The 18,632-nt window shown below is 49.1% G+C and carries 23 protein-coding genes, 3 tRNA genes and 4 pseudogenes; 11 read left to right on the top strand and 19 right to left on the bottom strand.

Annotated elements, in window-relative coordinates; genetic code table 11:
• Positions 1 to 55: 55 nt before the first annotated feature.
• The 3 genes and pseudogenes from ACFK9X_RS14655 to ACFK9X_RS14645 all read right to left on the bottom strand — a co-directional run.
• Positions 56 to 1,750, bottom strand: coding sequence for an SEL1-like repeat protein (locus ACFK9X_RS14655; RefSeq protein WP_151117949.1), 1,695 nt, complete (start codon positions 1,748 to 1,750; stop codon positions 56 to 58).
• 683 nt (positions 1,751 to 2,433) lie between these two features.
• Positions 2,434 to 2,712, bottom strand: a pseudogene (locus ACFK9X_RS14650) (transposase); the annotation flags it as partial.
• An 85-nt stretch (positions 2,713 to 2,797) separates the two neighbouring features.
• Positions 2,798 to 3,265, bottom strand: a pseudogene (locus ACFK9X_RS14645) (phage integrase N-terminal domain-containing protein); the annotation flags it as partial.
• A gap of 242 nt (positions 3,266 to 3,507) precedes the next feature.
• Here ACFK9X_RS14645 and ACFK9X_RS14640 point away from each other — a divergent pair.
• Positions 3,508 to 3,642, top strand: a complete 135-nt coding sequence (locus ACFK9X_RS14640) for a hypothetical protein (RefSeq protein ID WP_263641773.1) — start codon at positions 3,508 to 3,510, stop codon at positions 3,640 to 3,642.
• 97 nt (positions 3,643 to 3,739) lie between these two features.
• Here the strand turns inward: ACFK9X_RS14640 and ACFK9X_RS14635 are convergent, their stop codons facing one another.
• The 5 genes and pseudogenes from ACFK9X_RS14635 to mtfA all read right to left on the bottom strand — a co-directional run bounded on the left by ACFK9X_RS14635 (position 3,740) and on the right by mtfA (position 6,319).
• Entirely contained in the window at positions 3,740 to 4,213 is a 474-nt protein-coding gene (locus tag ACFK9X_RS14635) for a peptidase (protein ID WP_001219015.1), read from the bottom strand.
• A 162-nt stretch (positions 4,214 to 4,375) separates the two neighbouring features.
• Positions 4,376 to 4,451 (bottom strand) — tRNA-Asn (locus tag ACFK9X_RS14630).
• 421 nt (positions 4,452 to 4,872) lie between these two features.
• Positions 4,873 to 5,178 (bottom strand): annotated as a pseudogene (locus ACFK9X_RS14625) (Arm DNA-binding domain-containing protein); the annotation flags it as partial.
• 167 nt (positions 5,179 to 5,345) lie between these two features.
• Positions 5,346 to 5,421: transfer RNA gene (locus ACFK9X_RS14620), tRNA-Asn, on the bottom strand.
• Between the two features lie 100 nt (positions 5,422 to 5,521).
• Entirely contained in the window at positions 5,522 to 6,319 is a 798-nt protein-coding gene (gene mtfA, locus ACFK9X_RS14615) for a DgsA anti-repressor MtfA (protein ID WP_151116840.1), read from the bottom strand.
• A gap of 88 nt (positions 6,320 to 6,407) precedes the next feature.
• Here mtfA and ACFK9X_RS14610 point away from each other — a divergent pair.
• A tRNA-Ser gene (locus ACFK9X_RS14610) sits at positions 6,408 to 6,497 on the top strand.
• 113 nt (positions 6,498 to 6,610) lie between these two features.
• Here ACFK9X_RS14610 and ACFK9X_RS14605 read toward each other — a convergent pair.
• The 9 genes from ACFK9X_RS14605 to ACFK9X_RS14565 form a co-directional block, all read right to left on the bottom strand.
• Positions 6,611 to 7,600: a tyrosine-type recombinase/integrase gene (locus ACFK9X_RS14605; protein ID WP_000532847.1), complete on the bottom strand. Its 990-nt coding sequence runs from the start codon at positions 7,598 to 7,600 to the stop codon at positions 6,611 to 6,613.
• 1 nt (position 7,601) lies between these two features.
• Positions 7,602 to 7,829 (bottom strand): DUF4224 domain-containing protein, encoded by a 228-nt coding sequence (locus tag ACFK9X_RS14600; RefSeq protein ID WP_001527041.1) that lies wholly within the window; start codon positions 7,827 to 7,829, stop codon positions 7,602 to 7,604.
• 39 nt (positions 7,830 to 7,868) lie between these two features.
• On the bottom strand, positions 7,869 to 8,438 hold the full coding sequence (locus tag ACFK9X_RS14595; RefSeq protein ID WP_151116838.1) for a 3'-5' exonuclease: 570 nt from the start codon (positions 8,436 to 8,438) through the stop codon (positions 7,869 to 7,871).
• 3 nt (positions 8,439 to 8,441) lie between these two features.
• Positions 8,442 to 9,275: a hypothetical protein gene (locus ACFK9X_RS14590; RefSeq protein ID WP_000208069.1), complete on the bottom strand. Its 834-nt coding sequence runs from the start codon at positions 9,273 to 9,275 to the stop codon at positions 8,442 to 8,444.
• Positions 9,276 to 9,285: 10 nt separating this feature from the next.
• Positions 9,286 to 9,543, bottom strand: a complete 258-nt coding sequence (locus tag ACFK9X_RS14585) for a hypothetical protein (protein WP_000224241.1) — start codon at positions 9,541 to 9,543, stop codon at positions 9,286 to 9,288.
• Position 9,544: 1 nt separating this feature from the next.
• The gene (locus ACFK9X_RS14580) at positions 9,545 to 10,078 is read right to left on the bottom strand and encodes a hypothetical protein (RefSeq protein ID WP_151116836.1); all 534 of its coding nucleotides are present in this window, start codon (positions 10,076 to 10,078) and stop codon (positions 9,545 to 9,547) included.
• Positions 10,079 to 10,148: 70 nt separating this feature from the next.
• Positions 10,149 to 10,688, bottom strand: a complete 540-nt coding sequence (locus ACFK9X_RS14575; RefSeq protein WP_151116834.1) for an HD family hydrolase — start codon at positions 10,686 to 10,688, stop codon at positions 10,149 to 10,151.
• Positions 10,689 to 10,824: 136 nt separating this feature from the next.
• The gene (locus ACFK9X_RS14570) at positions 10,825 to 11,652 is read right to left on the bottom strand and encodes a YfdQ family protein (RefSeq protein WP_151116832.1); all 828 of its coding nucleotides are present in this window, start codon (positions 11,650 to 11,652) and stop codon (positions 10,825 to 10,827) included.
• A gap of 57 nt (positions 11,653 to 11,709) precedes the next feature.
• Positions 11,710 to 12,081 (bottom strand): hypothetical protein, encoded by a 372-nt coding sequence (locus tag ACFK9X_RS14565; protein ID WP_079810063.1) that lies wholly within the window; start codon positions 12,079 to 12,081, stop codon positions 11,710 to 11,712.
• A 539-nt stretch (positions 12,082 to 12,620) separates the two neighbouring features.
• Between ACFK9X_RS14565 and ACFK9X_RS14560 the strand changes: the two genes are divergently transcribed.
• Complete coding sequence (locus ACFK9X_RS14560) at positions 12,621 to 12,845, top strand: hypothetical protein (protein ID WP_151116830.1); 225 nt, start codon at positions 12,621 to 12,623, stop codon at positions 12,843 to 12,845.
• Here ACFK9X_RS14560 and ACFK9X_RS14555 read toward each other — a convergent pair.
• Both ACFK9X_RS14555 and ACFK9X_RS14550 read right to left on the bottom strand, forming a co-directional pair.
• Positions 12,808 to 13,146, bottom strand: coding sequence for a ClpX C4-type zinc finger protein (locus ACFK9X_RS14555; RefSeq protein WP_001067432.1), 339 nt, complete (start codon positions 13,144 to 13,146; stop codon positions 12,808 to 12,810). The genes ACFK9X_RS14560 and ACFK9X_RS14555 overlap by 38 nt on opposite strands.
• Before the next feature lie 205 nt (positions 13,147 to 13,351).
• Entirely contained in the window at positions 13,352 to 14,047 is a 696-nt protein-coding gene (locus ACFK9X_RS14550) for a S24 family peptidase (RefSeq protein WP_042826881.1), read from the bottom strand.
• Positions 14,048 to 14,144: 97 nt separating this feature from the next.
• Here ACFK9X_RS14550 and ACFK9X_RS14545 point away from each other — a divergent pair, with 97 nt between their 5' ends.
• The 8 genes and pseudogenes from ACFK9X_RS14545 (at position 14,145) to ACFK9X_RS14510 (ending at position 18,631) form a co-directional block, all read left to right on the top strand.
• The gene (locus tag ACFK9X_RS14545; RefSeq protein ID WP_001191959.1) at positions 14,145 to 14,369 is read left to right on the top strand and encodes a helix-turn-helix transcriptional regulator; all 225 of its coding nucleotides are present in this window, start codon (positions 14,145 to 14,147) and stop codon (positions 14,367 to 14,369) included.
• 28 nt (positions 14,370 to 14,397) lie between these two features.
• Positions 14,398 to 14,952 carry a YmfL family putative regulatory protein gene (locus ACFK9X_RS14540; RefSeq protein ID WP_000509735.1) on the top strand — a complete coding sequence of 185 codons (555 nt, stop codon included), beginning with the start codon at positions 14,398 to 14,400 and terminating at the stop codon, positions 14,950 to 14,952.
• A 139-nt stretch (positions 14,953 to 15,091) separates the two neighbouring features.
• Positions 15,092 to 15,187: pseudogene (locus ACFK9X_RS14535) on the top strand (DUF4222 domain-containing protein); the annotation flags it as partial.
• Positions 15,141 to 16,091 (top strand): Rha family transcriptional regulator, encoded by a 951-nt coding sequence (locus ACFK9X_RS14530; protein ID WP_337194576.1) that lies wholly within the window; start codon positions 15,141 to 15,143, stop codon positions 16,089 to 16,091. The pseudogene ACFK9X_RS14535 and the gene ACFK9X_RS14530, both read left to right, overlap by 47 nt.
• Positions 16,088 to 16,312: a hypothetical protein gene (locus tag ACFK9X_RS14525; RefSeq protein WP_000620702.1), complete on the top strand. Its 225-nt coding sequence runs from the start codon at positions 16,088 to 16,090 to the stop codon at positions 16,310 to 16,312. The genes ACFK9X_RS14530 and ACFK9X_RS14525 overlap by 4 nt, the downstream gene beginning before the upstream one ends.
• Positions 16,309 to 17,283, top strand: a complete 975-nt coding sequence (locus tag ACFK9X_RS14520) for a conserved phage C-terminal domain-containing protein (protein ID WP_151116826.1) — start codon at positions 16,309 to 16,311, stop codon at positions 17,281 to 17,283. The genes ACFK9X_RS14525 and ACFK9X_RS14520 overlap by 4 nt, the downstream gene beginning before the upstream one ends.
• A complete protein-coding gene (locus ACFK9X_RS14515) occupies positions 17,280 to 17,753 on the top strand; it encodes a PerC family transcriptional regulator (protein ID WP_000054228.1) in 474 nt (157 codons plus the stop codon). Before ACFK9X_RS14520 ends, ACFK9X_RS14515 begins: the two co-directional genes overlap by 4 nt.
• Complete coding sequence (locus ACFK9X_RS14510) at positions 17,750 to 18,631, top strand: Dam family site-specific DNA-(adenine-N6)-methyltransferase (protein WP_118998777.1); 882 nt, start codon at positions 17,750 to 17,752, stop codon at positions 18,629 to 18,631. The genes ACFK9X_RS14515 and ACFK9X_RS14510 overlap by 4 nt, the downstream gene beginning before the upstream one ends.
• Position 18,632: the final 1 nt, after the last annotated feature.

Raw genomic sequence — 18,632 nt, 5'->3', positions numbered from 1 at the left:
GCAACGTGTATCCTTTCAGTTCCGTTTGAATAGCCTCTTTACAGCAAAGTCATATTTACTTAGTTTGAGGCGTTAATTCCTTTAAGGCTGCCAGTGCAGGTTTGACGCCGCCTTTTATCGCCGCTGTAAGATGAAGTTTGGCTTTGTTGAGGTCTTTCTCAACGCCATCACCATTCCTGTACATGAGTCCAAGGTTATAGTGCGCCTGAGCATTTCCCTGGTCAGCGGATTTTTTAATCCACTTATAGGCTTCCGGCAGGTTTTTCGGCATTCCTTCGCCGATAAGATTTAAATATCCCACTTCTAACTGCGCATCACTTTCGCCAAGCTCTGCCGCTTTGAATAAATAGGAGAGATATTTTTTGCTGTCTTGCGCTACGCCATCACCGTCGTTGTACGCATAGGCCAAAAAGAGAAGCGCGCCGGGATGATTTTGCTCTGCGGACTGAGTTAACCATTTCATCGCCGCATCGTAGTTTGTGCATTCAAACTCATACTTACCTAAATGATATTGCGCAGTGCTGTCACCCTGCTTTGCCTTATTGGTGACGTCAGTCGGCGCATATAGCTCTGAAAGCTCTTCATCGTTGTGGTAACAACGGATGTATTTTATGCCGTCTTCATCATAGGCTTCTTCTGTACCTTCCTTGTCGCCATCGACATAGGGCAGCGCACTTAAGACCTTACCCGTACGATCGTTAAACTCTCTTTTCAGGCCGTTTCTTTCATCATTAGCAAACATAACCTCTTCAACAAGTTTACCGGTACGTTCGCTCCAGCGGCGATCGGCTCCCTGCTTTTTATCGTCTTTATATTCGGTGGTATAGGTGAGTTTGCCCTGTTCATTCCAGTGCTTAGCATCCCCATTTAGCATACCGTTTTTATAGGGATAGACTGATTCGCGGTGACCATTTTCGTACCACTTTTCGGAATCCCCGTCTAACACATCATGTTTATACATTTTGGATGAGGCAGGCTTTCCGTTGCTGAACCATTCTTTGACCGCACCATGTTTACGGCCTTCACTATCAAAAGAGGATTCTTCTTTGGGATGCCCATTTCCATACCAGCTCTGAGCAGAAAGCTGTTTGCCATTTTTATAAGTCGCTTTAGAAAGGAGTTTGCCCTCTTCACTGTATTGTTCGAACGTTCCGTCGTTTTCACCTTGGTTATTTCTGTGGTAAACACCACGAATTTTACCGGTAGAATAATATTCCGTACTGGTGCCGACAATGGTGCCTTTTCTGTATGAATATTTCCCCTTTATTTTCCCATCAGGGAAATATTCAAATGCCGGGCCTTCCAGTTTCTGATTTAAATAGCTGTGTTTTTGTTTTAAAACGCCGTTATCATAAAAATGTGGGCATTCGCCATCTTTAATTTTACCTTGGGCAAAGTAACGTTTACTTTCAACGGCTCCGTTTTCATGGTATACGATGTATTCCCCTTCGGGTTGACCATCTTTAAACGTCAGCGTTTCCGCTATTTTGTCTTTTTCATCAAAGTAAGTTTCAGCTTTTCCGTCACGCTTATTTTGCGCATTATAATGATAAATATTTTTGAGATTGCCGCTTTCATAGAAAGATTTAAATACAGAAACACGTTGTCGGTTAGCGAAGTTTTCTTCGTTGGTATAGCCTTCAAAGGCTATCTGTTTACTCTGCATCACCTCCCCTGTTTCTTCTGAGGATTCCAGATACCAGCCGGTGACTTTCCATAATTTTTTCTCTTTGTCATAGGGGAGGGGCATATGGACTACTGTTGTTGCCTGACGTTTAACCGTCGGTTGCAGTTCATCATCCAGCCACAAGTCAGACGATCTTTTCATGTATTCGGCACCGCACAGCGCTTCGGTACATAGCTCGATTCCAGTCAGCATGGGCGTGCCGCCAGCATCGCACTGATCGACCGTCAGGTAAAAATAACGGTCATCGAGAATAGCCGGTCTTAAACTGCGTATTTTATTAATATATTCTTCTGTCGTCAGTCCCATTGATTCTGCGCGCGCAGAAAGGGTATTAGTATTACAGGGTGTTTTATCTTTAAAATAATAACGGTCGGCGAGTAAAAGTTTCAGGTCACTGCTAATGGCGGTTTTATTAAAATCGATATTTTCAATTTGGGCGATAAAATTAACGGGTTTGGATTCTGTACTGGGGGATTGTTTTGCACATATATTCGCGCAATATAATGAAACTATAATTGTTATGAATATTTTCTTCAAGATGTTCTCCTTGTATGAATAATAACTCCCTGAAACTTATTTCATGCTATAGAAACAAAGAGTTAATGTAAAGGATGCGAGGAGCATATTCTGGCAGGAGAGAGTTTTCTTCAGTTACCAGTAAGAATAATTTAAGTATTACGAGCGCGTTGTTTTTAATTTGATAATAACGCGCTGATGATTATTAACGATTATATACCCAATAAACCTCAAGATGCGGGAGTGAGCACCTGAAAGTGATCTTTAATTCGGGATGTCAGTGAGTCCGCTATATCCGGCAGCGTCTGGTTAAAAAAGACAGATATTGCGTCCCTGAACTCTCGCGTACTGCTGAAGTAGCGATTATTCCGGGCATGTTCGTTCATTAATTTCCACATTCGTTCTATCGGATTCAGGTTTGGACTGTAAGGGGGAAGGTAATGCAGCCTGATATTTACCACCTCCGCCCAGTCTTTCACTAACTGTGAACGGTGGTAACCTGCTCCATCCGCTGCTCGCTCTTAGCCAGCTGTCAAATTTGCCCATACACCTGCGCCACATACCGCCCACGCCCGTCCCCATGCCCCAGATCCATTGCACGCTCTGCACCGCTTCCTGTGAACGTAAGCCCATCAGCCTCGCCAGTTCCAGCGCCGCCGCCAGTCCCGGATCTTTCATGCGGGCCGTCTCCAGAACATGATGATAATGTTCCGGCGTGATCGCCTGTCGCGTCCCGCTGCGCGATGCACCAGCCAGACCCAGCGATTTATTAGTCAGCCACTCATGCTCTGCCACCTGTTTACGCCCGGCCTGTTGCAGAACAGCGCGCAGCGAGGCCATTTCATTTTGCAGCGTGCGTTTGCCGATCCCCTGCGCCAACCTTTCATGAATATAGCTTTCAATGTGGCGCACCTTAATCTGCGCAACCCGCTGGATATGGACGTTCAAAGCCCGTAAGTGGTGATCGAAACGCTGCACGATATGAATGCAATCGTTCACCGTTTTATGGCTACCGCCACAGTGCTTTGCCAGTGCCTTCATTTCACCACCTAACTTGCCCATACACTTCTCCTATGATTTTGAGAACACGAACAGTCTCCGGCGTATGCTCTTTGGCTGCGCCAGAACGATACCTTTACGCCGGAGTGGCAGTTTGTTGAGGTATAGGGAGTTTCAGCCTGTACGCGGTACAGGCTGCCTGCGTGAGCAGAAATTCTCCGGGGCATCAGCCCCTCCCTCGGTATCGATCTTTTTCTCTTCTTTCTTGCTGACAGCGGCCCCAAAAAGGCGTGTCAGATTCGGGAATGAACGCCGGAACCCTGAAAACAGGGGCATGGCGCGGTGTAGTGGTTGTGCGTCACTTTGTCGCTTTGCGCGACGAAAGTGACGCACCGGTTGAGTGCCGGGCGCGAAAGATCGCGGATTCTGGCGCAGATTGACGGTCACGCGGCAGCAAAGCCGGACGTCTTTGCAGGCCGCAGCCCGTAAAGTAAAAGGCGCTGATGTGGTAACAGGTGCCGGGTGGAATCGCTTCCGTCACGGTGCAGCATTGACCAGAGATCTGGCGCAGGTACCATCGAGATACTCTTTCAGTTCTTTGGTACCGAACGTGTCGATAGCCCGCTGAGCTGCGCCAAGATTAGACGCCAGCTTGTCACCGCCAATGTCTTTATCGGCTTTAACTGCCGCAGCCCAGTCTTCTGTTTGCTTCTGCCATGACTCCGCTTGCTGTTGTTGCACTCCCGCCAGCACTTTCGGATAGACGTCCACCAGCTTCTGCGCCTGCTCCTGCGTCAGGTTCAGTTCACGCGCCACTGGTTCGAACTGCGCCAGCGCGCTGGTATCGAGTTCCTGACCTTCAGGGGCGGTGAACGCGTATTTCTCCGGCGCGCCGGGCGGCGTTTCTTCTTTCGGTGGAGTGGGCTTATTGGGAGCGGCGGGTGGATTTTCTGACGGTTTTCCTGTACCCGGATCGGTCTGCGTGCCGCCAGCGGTATCGGTTAATGCCATAGGAGGGGGCTCCATTTACTCAACGAACCGTGAGGCCCGATTAAGCCCCAAAAACTATGGATGTCAAAAAAACCGGCAAACCTTATCAGATCAACCGGGTAAAGATAATTTCTTGTTTTTTAAACGTCTCCGGACTCGCCAGGATGTCCCGAAACTAAAATCTGGCTCCTCTGACTGGACTCGAACCAGTGACATACGGATTAACAGTCCGCCGTTCTACCGACTGAACTACAGAGGAATCGTGTGAACGGGGCGCATAGTAACGATGTGCGATCGGCTTGTCAAAGGGGGAAATAAGGTTGCGCGTTTGTTTGCTGACAAAAACAACAAAGCGTTGAAGTTTTGATCTAATTCCTACTTTGCTCCGGCATGGCGCAACTTTGTCTGTAATTGCACAAGTCAAATGCTGTGACCTTACCGCAATGGCTATGTACCAGCGTCTGATGAAACGTGAAAAACTGGCAGGCACTTGGCAAATAATTCTGAGACATAACGCCGTAGAGATTAAGGGCAGGGAGTAGAATGAACTTTAGACGTGAAATATTTTGTGAAAATGGTTGATACAGGCAGTCTGACGCCGGTAGCGGAAATGGCAGATAAATTTCTGGTGCAGGCGAAAAGATTTCCGTCAATATCATAGGCAGAATTATGGTGCATCAGCTTTTGGCGACGACACGGAACGAGCGGGTTTTATCGCGCTTTTCCTGAAGGATTTTTTCATCAGCCTGTTTTTTGCGTTCGGGTCAATCCCCTGATCCAGCAGCCTTTTGACCTCGTCACGGCGTTGTCTGGCATCAGCAAGAGAAACCGCAGGGTAAACCCCAATAGAAAACACCTTCTGTTTGCCATTAAAGCGATAGCCTGACTGCCAGTATTTTGAATCGATAGAGGCCAAACCCGTCAGCGAGCTTGACGGCCTTTTCCGCTGGTCTGGCATTTTTTACTTTAGTATCAGTCAGTGACATGACGGTTCCCTCCGCGTGCTGGTAAAACGCAAATCGAACCAGCTTTACCAGCAAAAGGGTATGGCTTCGAGTGGTTTTTAGTGAACGAGAGTGAACCTGACGAAAGGGATAATCGGTTGATATAAATGCAGAAAGCAGACGTCAGTAAACGTCTGCTTTCCTTAATTTGGCTCCTCTGACTGGACTCGAACCAGTGACATACGGATTAACAGTCCGCCGTTCTACCGACTGAACTACAGAGGAATTGTTTCAACGAGGCGCATAATACTGGGCCGGCTATAACGTGTCAACAGTAAAATTAACGCGCCAATTCAATTGGTTAATTAACCCACAAAGTGAGGAATTAATGTTCGGATTCCTCGCCGTAGTCGCCTTCGGCAGCGCTTACCCGTAAGCGCTGAGAAGGATCCTGGCGATAGAACTGGCAAAAACGCTGCCATAGCGCCGGGAAACGTGGAGCAAACAGTTCTGGCGCGCTGAAAAAATACTCTGACAACACGGCAAAACATTCTGCAGGGTCGGTGGCGGCATAGGCATCTATACTGGCAGCGCTTTCGCCAACAAGATCGATTTCATCCTGAATATTATTCATTGCCGCGTGGAGATCGTGTTCCCAGCCAGCCACATCGCGCAACGGGATGAAAGGGATGCCGCTGGCGCGATCGCCATTACGCATATCCAGTTTGTGCGCGACTTCATGAATAATGAGATTAAAACCCGAAGCATCGAACGAGTCCTGGATATCCAGCCAGTTCAGAATGATGGGCCCTTGTTGCCAGCTTTGCCCCGACTGTACGACACGCTGGCTGTGCACCAGACCTATGTCATCTTCCCATTCATCATCTACCACAAAGGGCGCGGGATAAATGAGCACTTCATGAAAACCATCAAGCCACTCAATACCGAGCTCCAGGATCGGTAAGCAAAAAATTAACGCAATACGTGCACTTTTTAACGAGTCGAGCTCAAATCCCTGTAGCGCTACCAGTCTTTTCTGCTGCAAAAAACGTCCGGCTAGCGCAATAAGCCGAGCCTGTTCTTGCGCGGTGAGGTTTACCAGAAGAGGTATAGCCAGCGCATTATCCCACGGCCAGTCTTCGTTCTGGGTTATTTCTTGTGCTTTCCAGGGCCACTTAATCATCGTTTTGCTCGTAAACTCGTCACTTGAACAAAATTACCCGAATAGGGTCTGTTAAAATGCCAAATTACCTGGCATCATTGCAATATACGGAGAGATGCCGGAGCGGCTGAACGGACCGGTCTCGAAAACCGTTGCGGGGGTAACTCCGCCGAGGGTTCGAATCCCTCTCTCTCCGCCACTATTCAAGCACTTACGTGATTTTCTTATAGTGATGAAAATCACGTTGAGAAAAAATGAGAAAATTCGGTGAGAAAAAAACGCCAGAATTTTTACTGGCGCACATCGAAAAGCTCAACGCTTCCTGTCCAGGGTTGGGCTCATTTTCACCTTGCGATCGTAAACAAGAACCTGGGATTCGGTTTTGTGGCCACTGTACTTCTGCTTGTCTTTCGCCGTTCCCTCATAGTCTGAAATCCCCTTTGCCTTTAGATCGTGGAAAGTGCAGTCAAGAGGACGTCCCAGATCATCCCCCGCAGCCTTTCGCGCCTTTCTCCACGCCTCGTTAAATCCTTTATAAGAATAACGCTCGCCATACATAGTCCTGATAACAGGGCCTTCCTCTCCCCATTCACGACATATTTCAACGGCATCACGTAAGCGATCTGTCCAGGATTTAATTTGTTTAACTCCGGTTTTTCCTTGCTGAATAAAAATTCCTTTCTCCAGTATTTGATTCCAGTTCATTTTCAATACATCAGAAACTCTGGCAGCACATAAATAAGCTATTTCCATTGCAGCCCTGACGGCTGGCGTTGCGTTATTATATATCGCTCTGTACTCTTCATCGGTAATATATCGATCGCGTTGAGGCTTAGGAAACTTATCCACACCAACGCAAGGATTACCAGGAACATAACCACGTTGATAACTCCAACGAAATACGCGCGACATAGAGCTGTGTTCATGATTCGCCTGGACACGGCTTTTTTGCCCACGGGCATCCATATAACGCCGGATATGTTCTGGCTTTATTGCTTTAGCTTCGGCATCACCAAATACGGCAAGTATATATTTCTCATGTGCCAGATAATCTTTCTGCGTTCTTGGGGCCAGATCAGCATAATCGGCACTGGCAAGAAATTTTCGCCATAATTGTGTGAATGTAATTCTGTTTTTTCTACCCTCAACTTTTTTTTCGTAAGCCACCCAGACCTCAGCTTTAGTTGCATCAGCTGGAGCTATATTTTCTGTTGATCCTCCCGGTTTCCAGTAGTAACCAGAAGGGCGAAAGAATACACCCTTTGGCATCCACTCATTACCGGGCGCACGTTTGCGACCCATGTTAACTCTCTATAGCGTCAAAATTCATGCCTGGTACAGGCTGATACCCTGCTGGTGGAAGAAGGCGCGAAACTGGGTGATTTATATGATACCAGGTTGTTCTGATTGAACCGTCCCGGCGTTCTATAAAATAAATACCGTTCAGCGTTAATACTTCTTTCTGGAGTGACTTCTGGCTTGCTCCTGTAGCATCTTCCAGTTCCTCCTCAGTCAGGAAGCGATCGCTCATGAGTTGCTTCTCCATCTAACCGGCTGCACCCGGTTTAAATCAGATATTGTTGCTGGTGGGCGGGATCAGTTTCTGCCAGATAGCTGAAACGTATTTCGCCTGATGCCTGGCATCAGCCAGCGCGTTGTGCATATCGCCTTCGAACGGCATGTCACGTTTGGGATCGAAGCCGATTGCACGACCCAAAGTAACCATCGTGCGGACGTTATGATCGTTCCGGTAATTCCACAGGCAGGGGAGGCTTGCACGTTCGAAAGCGCCACGCAGGATAACGTTATCGAAATTGGCACCGTTACCCCATACCTTCAGGTATTTCAAATCGTCGGCGTGACAGGTGATAAAGTCATTGAACTCAATAAGCGCGGTCGTAACAGATACTGCATCAGCGCAAATAGCCGCTCGCGCTTCCGGGCTTTGTCTTAACCACCATAGAATGGTATCGCCATCAGGAACGGCACCTTGTTCCATTGCGCTTTCAAGGCTAACGGCGGTATAGAACTCAGGTCCAATTTCACCACTTTGCGGATCGAAGAACACAGCACCGATGGAGACAACAGGCGCGTTAGGTTTTTTACCCATAGTTTCAAGGTCGATCATCAAGTTATTCATAAATTAGTTGTCCCCTGTTGCGGTGCTGCTACGAAAATGTTCAACGCCTTTATTCCAAATAGCCTTAATCGTCGTCCAGCTGACAGGAACCTCAATTTTAATTCGCCCGCTGCCGTCGCAGCTTTCGCATTCTTCGTCGGCCAAGCATTCAGGAAAGCTTATAAAAGTAGTTTCTAAAAACTCACCGGATAGCAAACTCTTGGCACCGTTCTCAGCAGTTAGTTTCTTCGGCACCATAACCCAATCATCCGGAATTACCGGAGAGTTGCCAATAAGAGCCTCATGATAGCGCTCAAGCCTGACGTATTCCTGCACCTTATTACCATCGCATGCGAGCAACCACTGAGCAGCTTTTGCACCATCTGTGTGGAATGCGCAGGTGCGCCCATCATCAAATTGCATTTCGTAGAGGTCAGCAACCTGCTCAAACTGCGTTTGTGGCAACTCGTAAGTTTGGCTTACAGGTTCGGCACCATGAAGCAGGGCAGCGCGACAAGCGTTCCAGCCAGCAGCCCAAGCTTCCGGCTGACTGGCGTATAAGTCAGGGCAGTCGTCGCTGTAAGCCTCTTCCGGCACTACCGGCGCTGGCGGTGCTGTGTAGAGCGGTATATACACGGCAACATCATCTGCAGCGTTTGACTGCTGCTCTAACGTCACGCATGTACCGGAAAATTTATTCAGGTATCGCACGGGCTCAGCATCCAGCGATGCCAGCGCCCGCTTCAACACCAACAAAATTTTGGCGTCATCATCGTCGAGACCAAACGGAATATCGTCGCGAGTGTTTTCAAATTCAGCGATAGTTTGCTGTAGCCATTCTTTGGTAATAGTGGTCATGGGTTAGTCCTCAGCCTGCCGTGCTTTCAACCTGGTTAGGAAATGTCAGGCACTCATTAAAGGTTGCGCCGATACGCATAGCGGAAGGGATAAATTCGCTTTTCCCCTTCTCTACTTCATCAAAAATTTCGTCATAGCGAGTCACATCAAACAGCGATACTTCACAATCGCCAGTCGTCGCAAACGCGATCCGATTTGAGGGACACTCCGCCAGTAGCTTATTGAGTTTCTTTACCCAGGCTTTTTCCTGTTTCGTCAAAGTAGCCATATCACTCCCCCTTAACCTTGATGCCAGCGGTGCGTATTTCGTGTATCGCATTGTCATTACCAGCACACCAACCCTCGGCATAATCCCGGCTGAATCCGCTCATGTGCATGACTTCGCCAACGCTGCGTTTTGACAGGTTGACCGTCCGCGCCTCCAGTTCTGCTATGCGCTGCCGAGCAGACTGATAAGCATCGATAACCACGTCCAACAATTGCCCGTCACACAGCAGGTTGCTAAGTTCAGGCTTCCACGCTACGCAGTCATCATCCGGGTCTTGCATGTTGTAGACGTAAGTATCAAAGGCACCCATAAAGCACCCGAATCCACCTTTGTCGTCTACCAGCACTTGCCAGGAGCGGAGAAGGAACAATTTTTGGTTACGATCTAAATCCGTCCGGGATAGCTTATCGGCGATAATGCTGATTTCACTACCGTGCCAGCGAGCATCATTACGTTGTGCAGCATGAAACAGCTTCCATAAATACTCAGTTTCTTCCTGGTCCGGGCGGCATTGCTTCAATGTATGGACTGTCATGCTGCACCGCCTTCAACGCGCTCCCACAAACGTCTTGATCTGATTGCCTTCACTACAGACTCTTTATCTTTTATGCAGCACATTGGCGTAGCTCCATCAGTTCATTAAAGCGGGCCATAAACAGGCCGAAAGCCTGACCGGGGCGAAGTGGGTAGATTTCGAATAAATCTGTCGGGGGGATACCTTCCAGTATTACCCAGGGAATACTGTCATCAATATCCAGATCGCGGCGTTCAGTTGCCAGCATGGTCAGATCTGCATACTTCACTACGCTGGCTTCTTCCAGTGGCAAGCCAAACTTAAAGCGGATCAGTTGATCGGTACGTTTCTCAATCTCGCTATAATCAGGCAGTAACGCTTTTAATGGGGCAGGGATATCCTGGCAATACGCTTCGGCTGCGTCGTGCATCAGGGCTTCAAAGGCAAACTCCGGTGATACAAGCTGGCTGCACAGTACGGAATGCTGCGCCACGCTATAAAATTCAGGGAGATGTCCGGAGAAGCGGCAAATATTGGAAAGCGCCACGGCGATATCTTCAATATCAATGTCGTCAATAGTTGCGCTGAGATAATCAAATTGTTTACCTGAAAGTGTTTGAATAAAACTCATCGTTGGTTCTCCTTATAATTTATTTCGCGCTGCACCGCGTGAATTTTGGTTGTGCGAATCCCTCGCCTAGTGGCGATAATTAACAGAATTACACTTCAATAAATCCCCGCGGCGCCGGGGATTTAATGCAGAGCAATTACGCTTTAAAGTTACCGATGAACGTTTCTACTGATTCACCGTCGAATTTGCTGATCAGCAGGTCGCGGAATTCATTGGCGATCGCTTCTTCCTGCGCTTCCAGTTGTACGATACGCAGAACAAAGCGAGGTTCATCACCGGTCAGGAGGCTGTTGCGGAGGCTGAACGCACGTTCACCGAGACCCTCATACGGAACACATTTGAACTCAAAAGCCACCGGCATAACGTCTTTGCTGCTGTCCTCAATGCTTTGCATAAGGGATTTCTTACCGCTGAAATCGCCATCTTCATGATCCTGCTGGGTTGCCTGTTGGATCGTAATGCGGCGAACAGCCTGGGCAGCCTGTGAAATCTGCATTGTGTTACCGTCAGAATCGAACGCCTGGAGATAATCGCTCCAGTCTTCAAGCCATTCGGCGATCTGTTTTTGTTTCAGGCGTTCCCCGTTGATCTGGAGCAGGGCGCGGAATGGTGCAGTCTGTTTCAGCGTGATAGAAGCAACGTTGTCTGCATGACCGGGGTTATCCAGCGTACCAATATTGAAAACTGAGCGAGCTGTCATATGGTCAGCATCAATAAAGCAGCGTGCTTTTTCGGTTGCACTGGCATAGCCCTTTGAATAACGGACAAAGTCTTCAATGCTGGTGGTAGTCATGGCGCCGCGGAAGCGGAAACGCTCCAGAGCAAAGCGTTCGAGGCTTTCAACACCTGTCCCGGCAGGCAATAATGCTGTCGGGCAAGCCAGCCCCTGAATATCGTTCAGGTGATAGCCAGAAAGAACCAGGTCTTTTACCTGCTGAAAAGTGCCGCTGTCTAACTGAGACATAAAAATTCCTTATTAACTAATGATCGAAGTGGTGGCAGTGAATTGGTTAGCTGCGGTTCACTGAGCCGCTTTAAGCTTTCCGTCAGTAGTGCCTTTAATACTGAACAGTTGACCCTGATCTTCCTGCAGTATGGTGAGCTTTCCGCCCTTGTTAACCCACATTGGGGTTTCTGTTGTGTCCTCTTCTGACGCTTTACCGCGCGGCGTCGGAGTGCTGTACTGCAGCTTGTGTTTAATTTTGACGCGCTTCTCTTCGACTGAATTTCCCATGCGCTCAAAATCAAAGGTGAGCACTACCTTGCCTTTATTGCCGTTATTCAGAACGCCTAATCCGACAGTATTCAGCGCTGCCGCGATTTTGTTCATGAACACTCCGGTATCCAGTTCGCCCAGAAAGTCGGGCACTACGGTCATGCGGTCATCATTCATCGTTAACCCCTCAAGATGGCGGTTGCCACCGCCAGTTGGTTTCTCCACAAAACAGAAAAGAGCACCTGCTGTAACAGCTTTCCGGGTGGATTGGGTAATGAGCCCGTCGCGCGGAGATGCTCTTTTCTGTTGTGTAAAAAGGTCGGCGTCACGGCAGAACACTGTCGCCTTCCTCCTGTTGTTGGAAGAGCCGGACGCCGACAAGACTTCACACAGCAATAACATTGTGGTGCCGGGTGCCTCCCGGTATCTGGCGAAGGTTGCACGCCAGACGGGTGCTTAACTACAGAGGATCGACTGTCAGCTTCAACCTTACCCGCGTGCGCTGAGCCGCATTCACCACAACGATGAGAGCATTACCGGTGTCCGAATTGAACGGACCTTTTCTCTGCCCAACCCACCTCACTAAAGAGGTCTGTCTGGAATCGAACCAGCACTTATGCCTTGCTCGTCAATACTCTCATCGTTGTGTGCCTGTCTTTTCACCACATCAGGCTCGGTGGTATCCTTATAAGCCCCACAGCTTTAAAGGATTTTTTATGCCTATTTTAGAAACTACGTTGAATAGTGATTCTTCCAATGAAGGCCTTGCCGCTGATGTTCGTGCTCTAAAGATTGCGGTGGCCCTTTTGGTTACCAGAATTCCGCTGGAGCACAAGCCTTATGCCGTTTGTGATGCGTTAAATAACTCAGGAGAGAGCAGTGCATCTGAGTTTGCTGACCTGATTAAACAGTTTCTCGACAAGGCGCATAATCGAACTTAACTGACAGTTTTTTGGCTATTAAACAGGCGCTTTCTTCGTCTCCCATCTCTTGAGCAGCTTTTAGAGAAGAAATAGCCATCTCTGAAAGAGCTGTTATCAGCTGCCAGAATTCGATGCTGGCAGCATTATTCATTTCCGTACTTCTTGTGCTTTCGGTAGTACTGGTATTTGCCAGAACACCTACGCAGCGAACAACGCACTCAGAACAGATTGCTGGATCAGCATTACCGCCTTTAGCGATAATTTTTTTTGCATCCATTTCATTGGCCCCGCAGAAGGAGCATGTGTAGTAGTTATTCATCTGAACTCCTGTGTAATGCATCATTGCGACTCATCCGGTCATTCGTATGCCACCGGCGGCTACTTCGTGGGCGTCCTGCCTGTTCGCTGCTCTATGAATGCAAATTACCTTTAAATTGCACATTGCGCAAGTATAAAATTGCGATATATGCAATTTTGAGTCAAAAAAAAAGCCACCATAATGGTGGCCTTGTCGACGCTTTCTATTAATTGTGTCGTTTGAGTGACTGCGTCTGGCTTATCAGAACCTTGCCAAAAACGCCGAACCTGCACTCGTTGTCTTTGGTAATACTCCATTCCCTGTAGTTAGTGTTATCAGATATCACCAATAATTTATCGGGGATCATCTGCAGCCTTTTTACGTATATTTTATCATCAAAGCCAAAGACATAGATGCCATCACCATCGAACTGGTTGATGCTTATATCGACAAAAATAAGATCTCCCGGTTCAATTGTTGGCGCCATGCTGTCACCGCGCACGTTAATCACTTTAAGCTCAGCGGCAGGGCGCCCGCCAAACATAGCTAATGCTTTGTCCTTGTTATATTCGATAGCATGGATTACATCGATAACATCACCGCCCTGAATGAGTCCATTACCGGCGCTTGCACTGACATCCAGTATCTCGATACGGAACAAATCCTTCACGTTAGCTGAATCCTTCCTTATATCACTGTGTTTACATACAGTATTTCCTTTTGGGTCTGAGGTAAAGAGTTCTGCTATATCAACACCTAAGCAGTCAGCCAGCCTAGAAAGTGTTTGTTCGGTGAATTGCTTTTGCTTGCCAGTCTCCAGACGAGAGATGTTTGCGGCATCCACGCCGATGGCTTCTGCTAGCTCAGCAATTTTCATGTTCTTCGCGCGGCGAAGTTGTCTGACACGGTTTCCTATATTCATGCGTTCATTACATTAATTTTTTGCGCATTATGCAAATCAACTTGCGCAAGTTTGTTATATGAAATAACATGCGACATACGCAAAAGAAGGAGGTTTTATGCAATCATCATTGAGAAAATTGCGGAAATCGCATGGCTATACTTTACAGCACGTCGCTAAAGGGGTTCAGGTTGATCCTGCAACATTAAGCCGGGTTGAAAGATGCGAGCAGGCTCCTTCAACAGAGCTTGCTGAGCGCCTGGCTCAATTTTACGCCGGAGAAATTAGCGAGATGCAAATTTTGTATCCAAACAGATATCAGCTTAGTGATTCGGCGATTTGACCGCCACCACAGCAGAAGGAGTAGATCCGTGGGACATGAACCTGAATGGAAAGTTGAAAAGCAGCCCCGCTGGCTGGTGGCTGCGATTAAAAAGACGATTTCCAGTCTGCATGGCGGTTATGAAGAAGCTGCGGAATGGCTGGATGTCACCAAAGATGCTCTGTTTAACCGCCTGCGTACTGGTGGTGATCAGATCTTCCCGATTGGGTGGGCGCTGGTACTGCAACGTGCCGGAGGAACCTATCACCTGGCACATTCAGTAGCCAGGGCATCAGGTGGCGTTTTTGTTCCGCTGGCAGATATGGAAGAAGTGGATAACGCAGATATTAATCAGCGCCTGCTGGAAGCGATTGAGCAGATCACCAGTTATTCCCAGCAAATCAGGGTAGTTATCGAAGATGGCGTTATTGAGCCACATGAAAAAGCCGTGATTGATGAGGAGTTGTATCAGGCGATCGCAAAGCTGCAACAGCATTCGACACTGGTATACAGAGTTTTTTGCGCGCCAGAAAAGGGTGACGCCCGCGAGTGTGCAGCTCCGGGCGCCGTGGCGTCAAATTTTATGGAGAAAACCAACGCATGAACAGTTTAACGGTAAATAACCGTTTGTCGCAACAACCGGGGATGTATGAGTACCGGCCGTTGCGTCATGAATGCAGATTACCAAATAGCCTGGTCGTGCGTAACCACAGGGAACACAGCCTGACCGTGGGGGATGACTCGTGCAGGAACTTAACCGCTGGTTTCGGGATGGAAGGGGACTTTATGTCCATGTCATTCGCTGGGAACCAGAAACTGAGCGCGTTATCTATCTGCGCAAGGGCTATCCGCATGAGTGTTTTAGCCCTTTGTGGAAATTCAGGCGTGATTTTGTTGAGTGTGAAGCGCCAGGAACACATTGATTCTGCAATTCCGGGACGTTACACTGTTCAGGCACCTCATAAAGCGGGTGCCGGGATTGGCGTCCTGGAATTGTTATCGGCGACAAATGACGCGCCTGCGTCTTTTTTATTGTCGCAGCTCGGCTATATCCAAATTATGGTGGGCTGGGTGGGGGCACCGAAAGGTGCGCCGGTTTCCGATAACGCCGGTTACGCCAACCCTGCTCAGTTCACCACCAGTGAAATTGGCGTTTCCGGTGGTGGAGTCACATCCAAGTTATCGGAGGCGGCCATCATGGCTACAGTCCCAACTCTCGCTCAACCTGAAATCAGTGTTATTAACGGGCAAGCCGTTACTTCTTCCCTTGCTGTTGCCGACTACTTCACCAAACGTCATGACGATGTTCTGAAAAAGATCCGCGCACTTGATTGCTCTCCTGAGTTTACTGCCCGCAATTTTGCGGTGAGTGATTACACCGACGCATCTGGCCGCAAACTACCTTGCTATCAAATAACCCGCGACGGATTTGCTTTCCTTGCTATGGGTTTCACGGGTAAACGTGCTGCCCAGTTCAAAGAGGCATACATCAATGCCTTTAACCAGATGGAGAAACAGCTTTCAAAGCCGTCGGTGCTGAGCGATGCAGCACATAATGCCAGCGTTCTCTATTCCTACATTTCATCCATTCATCAGGTCTGGTTACAGCAGCTTTATCCCATGCTGGAAAAAGTGGAATCTCCGCTGGCCGTAAGCCTGTACGACCGCATCAATGACGCTGCGGCGCTTGAGAGCCTTATCAATATGACACTGAACCGTTCAGAGGTAAGGGGGCGCAAATGATCCGGAATATTTTTAAACGGTTCACCAGCCAACGTTTTCATTGCCCTCGTCCAGGACAGTGGTACAGCACACCAGAAGGGTACGTTCTGCGTATTAGCCTGGTCGATCGCGAATGTCAGAAGGTTGTCTGTGAGCCTCTTGGGCGTAATTACCGCGTCAACATGCCGCTTATTGCCTTTCGTTCCGGCAAAAACATGAAGCATCTCGGAGGTGCTGCATGAGTTCCCTTATTCAATTACTCGATCGCCCCATCGCCTACAACCCTGCTTTTGCAAAACTGAAAGCCGGGAAGGTAAAAGCTGGCCCGGTTGCGGCAGTATTCCTGTCCCAGCTTGTTTACTGGCATAACCGGATGGATGGCGGCTGGATGTACAAAACACAGGCTGATATTGCCAGTGAAACGGCGCTAACCCGCGACGAACAGGAAACAGCACGTAAACGTCTGGTAGCACTTGGTGTACTGGAAGAAGCCCGTCGCGGTGTACCTGCCACCATGTACTACCGCATCAACACCGAACGGCTTGAAGCGCTGTTGCTGGAAACGGCGAAGCCAGTGAAAAAGGGCGCTCAGGAGAAAACCAGATTGCGGGACTTCCAGAATGTGGAAACCCCGCAATCTGGATTGGTGCAACCCCGCAAACCAGATTGCGGTAATGCCGCAAACAAGAATGTGGAAACACCGCAAACAAGTACGGGGCAACCCAACGAACAAGCATGTGGCGATCCCACAATCTTTCCTACAGGAGATTACACAGAGACTACTCAGGAGATTACACAGGAGAGTAAAACCCCTTCTTGTCCGGTTGCGGCGCAACCTGACCCCGAAGTGATGATCACCGATCAGGCGATTGAGGTTTTAACCCACCTGAACCAGGTAAGTGGCTCCCGGTATCAGAAGTCAAAAACCTCCCTGGAAAACATCCGTGCCCGACTGCGTGAGGGGTACAGCGTTGCAGACCTGCAACTGGTTATCGACCTGAAGCATGAGCACTGGCACGAGAACGACGAGCAGTACCAGTACATGCGCCCGGAAACGCTGTTCGGTCCGAAGAAATTCGAGAGCTATCTGCAAAGCGCTACCCGCTGGGATCAGAAGGGACGGCCTAAACGCGCTGACTGGGGGGCGAAGAAACGCGATGTGATGGCTTTTGGTCCGGTTGATACAACGATTCCGGAGGGATTCAGAGGATGAGTCTGTTAGCAAAAGTGCAGGCGTTTATCGAGCTTAATCCGGGGCTGACATCAAATGAGATTGCCGATGCTTTTCCTGAATACGCACGCTTTGATGTGCAGCGTTCAGCGAGCAAGTTGTATCGGTGTAAGCGTGTTAACCGCCGCCTGGATGGAGATGTATTTCGCTATTACGCAGGCAAGGACGAGGCAGTGATTTTGACGCTACGACAGAAAAGGTCAGGTCGCACAGGTTCGGGTGATCCGATGGTGCTGGCAAAGCTGGTAAGCCTCGCTGAAGACCTGGAATCCAGAGGGTTGTTTAAGCGCGCCTCAGCGGTGTGGCTGGAGGCATTTAGCGAAAGCCAGTTGACTGGCGAGCGCGAAGCATTTTTGCGCCAGCGCCAGAGGTGCCTTGATAGTTGCAAAAAGCCGGTCAGACCGGGTGAACAGATTTATCTGGCAGGGCGATTTGTGGGGAATGTGGAATGACCAGTGAATCCGTTTGTATTGAAAGCAGTGATGTAACGATATCTGTTGATGAATCCGCTTCGCGCTCCTGGCGCCGCCCGTTCCTGAAATGGGCTGGCGGTAAATACTCCATGTTACCCGATCTGTACCAGATCATTCCGGCAGGGATGCGCCTGATTGAACCGTTTGTCGGTGGTGGCTCGGTGTTTCTCAACTCAGACAAACACGCCTGCTTCCTGCTGGCCGATGTGAATACCGACCTTATCAACCTGTACCAGATGTTGGCTGTTGTACCGGATACGGTGATAAGGCACGCCAGGGTAATGTTTGACCGCCTCAATGACGCCGAAAGCTATATGGCGTTACGGGAAGAGTTCAATGCTCAGGTGATGGACGGTCCGGAACGCGCCGCCGCTTTTCTTTTCCTTAACCGTCACTGCTTCAATGGCCTGATCCGGTACAACCGCAATAACCAGTTCAATGTCGGCTGGGGCAAATACCCGTCGCCTTATTTCCCGGAAGAAGAAATCAGGGCATTTACCAGAATGGCGCACAACTGCGTATTCATGGCGGCGGGATTTCGCCGGACGCTGGCGCTGGCGGGGGAGGGTGATGTTGTGTACTGCGATCCACCCTACGAACCGATGCCCGGCACGGCTGGTTTTACTCATTACGCCGCTGGTGGATTTACCTGGGATGATCATATCGCGCTGGCGGAATGTTGCGTTGCCGCTCATCAGCGCGGCGCCAGGGTTGTGATCGGCAATTCCACCGCGCCGCGCGTTATCGACCTGTACTCACAGCACGGCTTCGAAATCCGCTATATCAGCGCCCGCCGCTCAATATCGAGTAAGGGCAGTACCCGCGAGACAGCGAAAGATCTCGTGGCGATTCTGTAGG

Origin of the sequence: Salmonella sp. WC3 (assembly GCF_042932255.1) — a bacterium.
Taxonomy (GTDB): Bacteria; Pseudomonadota; Gammaproteobacteria; order Enterobacterales; family Enterobacteriaceae; genus Salmonella; species Salmonella enterica.
The sequence above is the reverse complement of the archived record's forward strand: the minus strand, read 5'-3'. Positions and strand labels throughout refer to the sequence as shown.

Excerpts from the sequence above, each read along its gene's own strand:
- ACFK9X_RS14655 (WP_151117949.1), bottom strand. The coding sequence starts at position 1,750 with ATGCCCCTCCCCTATGACAAAGAGAAAAAATTATGGAAAGTCACCGGC.
- ACFK9X_RS14640 (WP_263641773.1), top strand. The coding sequence starts at position 3,508 with ATGAACGCCGGAACCCTGAAAACAGGGGCATGGCGCGGTGTAGTGGTT.
- ACFK9X_RS14635 (WP_001219015.1), bottom strand. The coding sequence starts at position 4,213 with ATGGCATTAACCGATACCGCTGGCGGCACGCAGACCGATCCGGGTACA.
- mtfA (WP_151116840.1), bottom strand. The coding sequence starts at position 6,319 with ATGATTAAGTGGCCCTGGAAAGCACAAGAAATAACCCAGAACGAAGAC.
- ACFK9X_RS14605 (WP_000532847.1), bottom strand. The coding sequence starts at position 7,600 with ATGGGTCGCAAACGTGCGCCCGGTAATGAGTGGATGCCAAAGGGTGTA.
- ACFK9X_RS14600 (WP_001527041.1), bottom strand. The coding sequence starts at position 7,829 with ATGAGCGATCGCTTCCTGACTGAGGAGGAACTGGAAGATGCTACAGGA.
- ACFK9X_RS14595 (WP_151116838.1), bottom strand. The coding sequence starts at position 8,438 with ATGAATAACTTGATGATCGACCTTGAAACTATGGGTAAAAAACCTAAC.
- ACFK9X_RS14590 (WP_000208069.1), bottom strand. The coding sequence starts at position 9,275 with ATGACCACTATTACCAAAGAATGGCTACAGCAAACTATCGCTGAATTT.
- ACFK9X_RS14585 (WP_000224241.1), bottom strand. The coding sequence starts at position 9,543 with ATGGCTACTTTGACGAAACAGGAAAAAGCCTGGGTAAAGAAACTCAAT.
- ACFK9X_RS14580 (WP_151116836.1), bottom strand. The coding sequence starts at position 10,078 with ATGACAGTCCATACATTGAAGCAATGCCGCCCGGACCAGGAAGAAACT.
- ACFK9X_RS14575 (WP_151116834.1), bottom strand. The coding sequence starts at position 10,688 with ATGAGTTTTATTCAAACACTTTCAGGTAAACAATTTGATTATCTCAGC.
- ACFK9X_RS14570 (WP_151116832.1), bottom strand. The coding sequence starts at position 11,652 with ATGTCTCAGTTAGACAGCGGCACTTTTCAGCAGGTAAAAGACCTGGTT.
- ACFK9X_RS14565 (WP_079810063.1), bottom strand. The coding sequence starts at position 12,081 with ATGAATGATGACCGCATGACCGTAGTGCCCGACTTTCTGGGCGAACTG.
- ACFK9X_RS14560 (WP_151116830.1), top strand. The coding sequence starts at position 12,621 with ATGCCTATTTTAGAAACTACGTTGAATAGTGATTCTTCCAATGAAGGC.
- ACFK9X_RS14555 (WP_001067432.1), bottom strand. The coding sequence starts at position 13,146 with ATGAATAACTACTACACATGCTCCTTCTGCGGGGCCAATGAAATGGAT.
- ACFK9X_RS14550 (WP_042826881.1), bottom strand. The coding sequence starts at position 14,047 with ATGAATATAGGAAACCGTGTCAGACAACTTCGCCGCGCGAAGAACATG.
- ACFK9X_RS14545 (WP_001191959.1), top strand. The coding sequence starts at position 14,145 with ATGCAATCATCATTGAGAAAATTGCGGAAATCGCATGGCTATACTTTA.
- ACFK9X_RS14530 (WP_337194576.1), top strand. The coding sequence starts at position 15,141 with ATGTCATTCGCTGGGAACCAGAAACTGAGCGCGTTATCTATCTGCGCA.
- ACFK9X_RS14525 (WP_000620702.1), top strand. The coding sequence starts at position 16,088 with ATGATCCGGAATATTTTTAAACGGTTCACCAGCCAACGTTTTCATTGC.
- ACFK9X_RS14520 (WP_151116826.1), top strand. The coding sequence starts at position 16,309 with ATGAGTTCCCTTATTCAATTACTCGATCGCCCCATCGCCTACAACCCT.
- ACFK9X_RS14515 (WP_000054228.1), top strand. The coding sequence starts at position 17,280 with ATGAGTCTGTTAGCAAAAGTGCAGGCGTTTATCGAGCTTAATCCGGGG.
- ACFK9X_RS14510 (WP_118998777.1), top strand. The coding sequence starts at position 17,750 with ATGACCAGTGAATCCGTTTGTATTGAAAGCAGTGATGTAACGATATCT.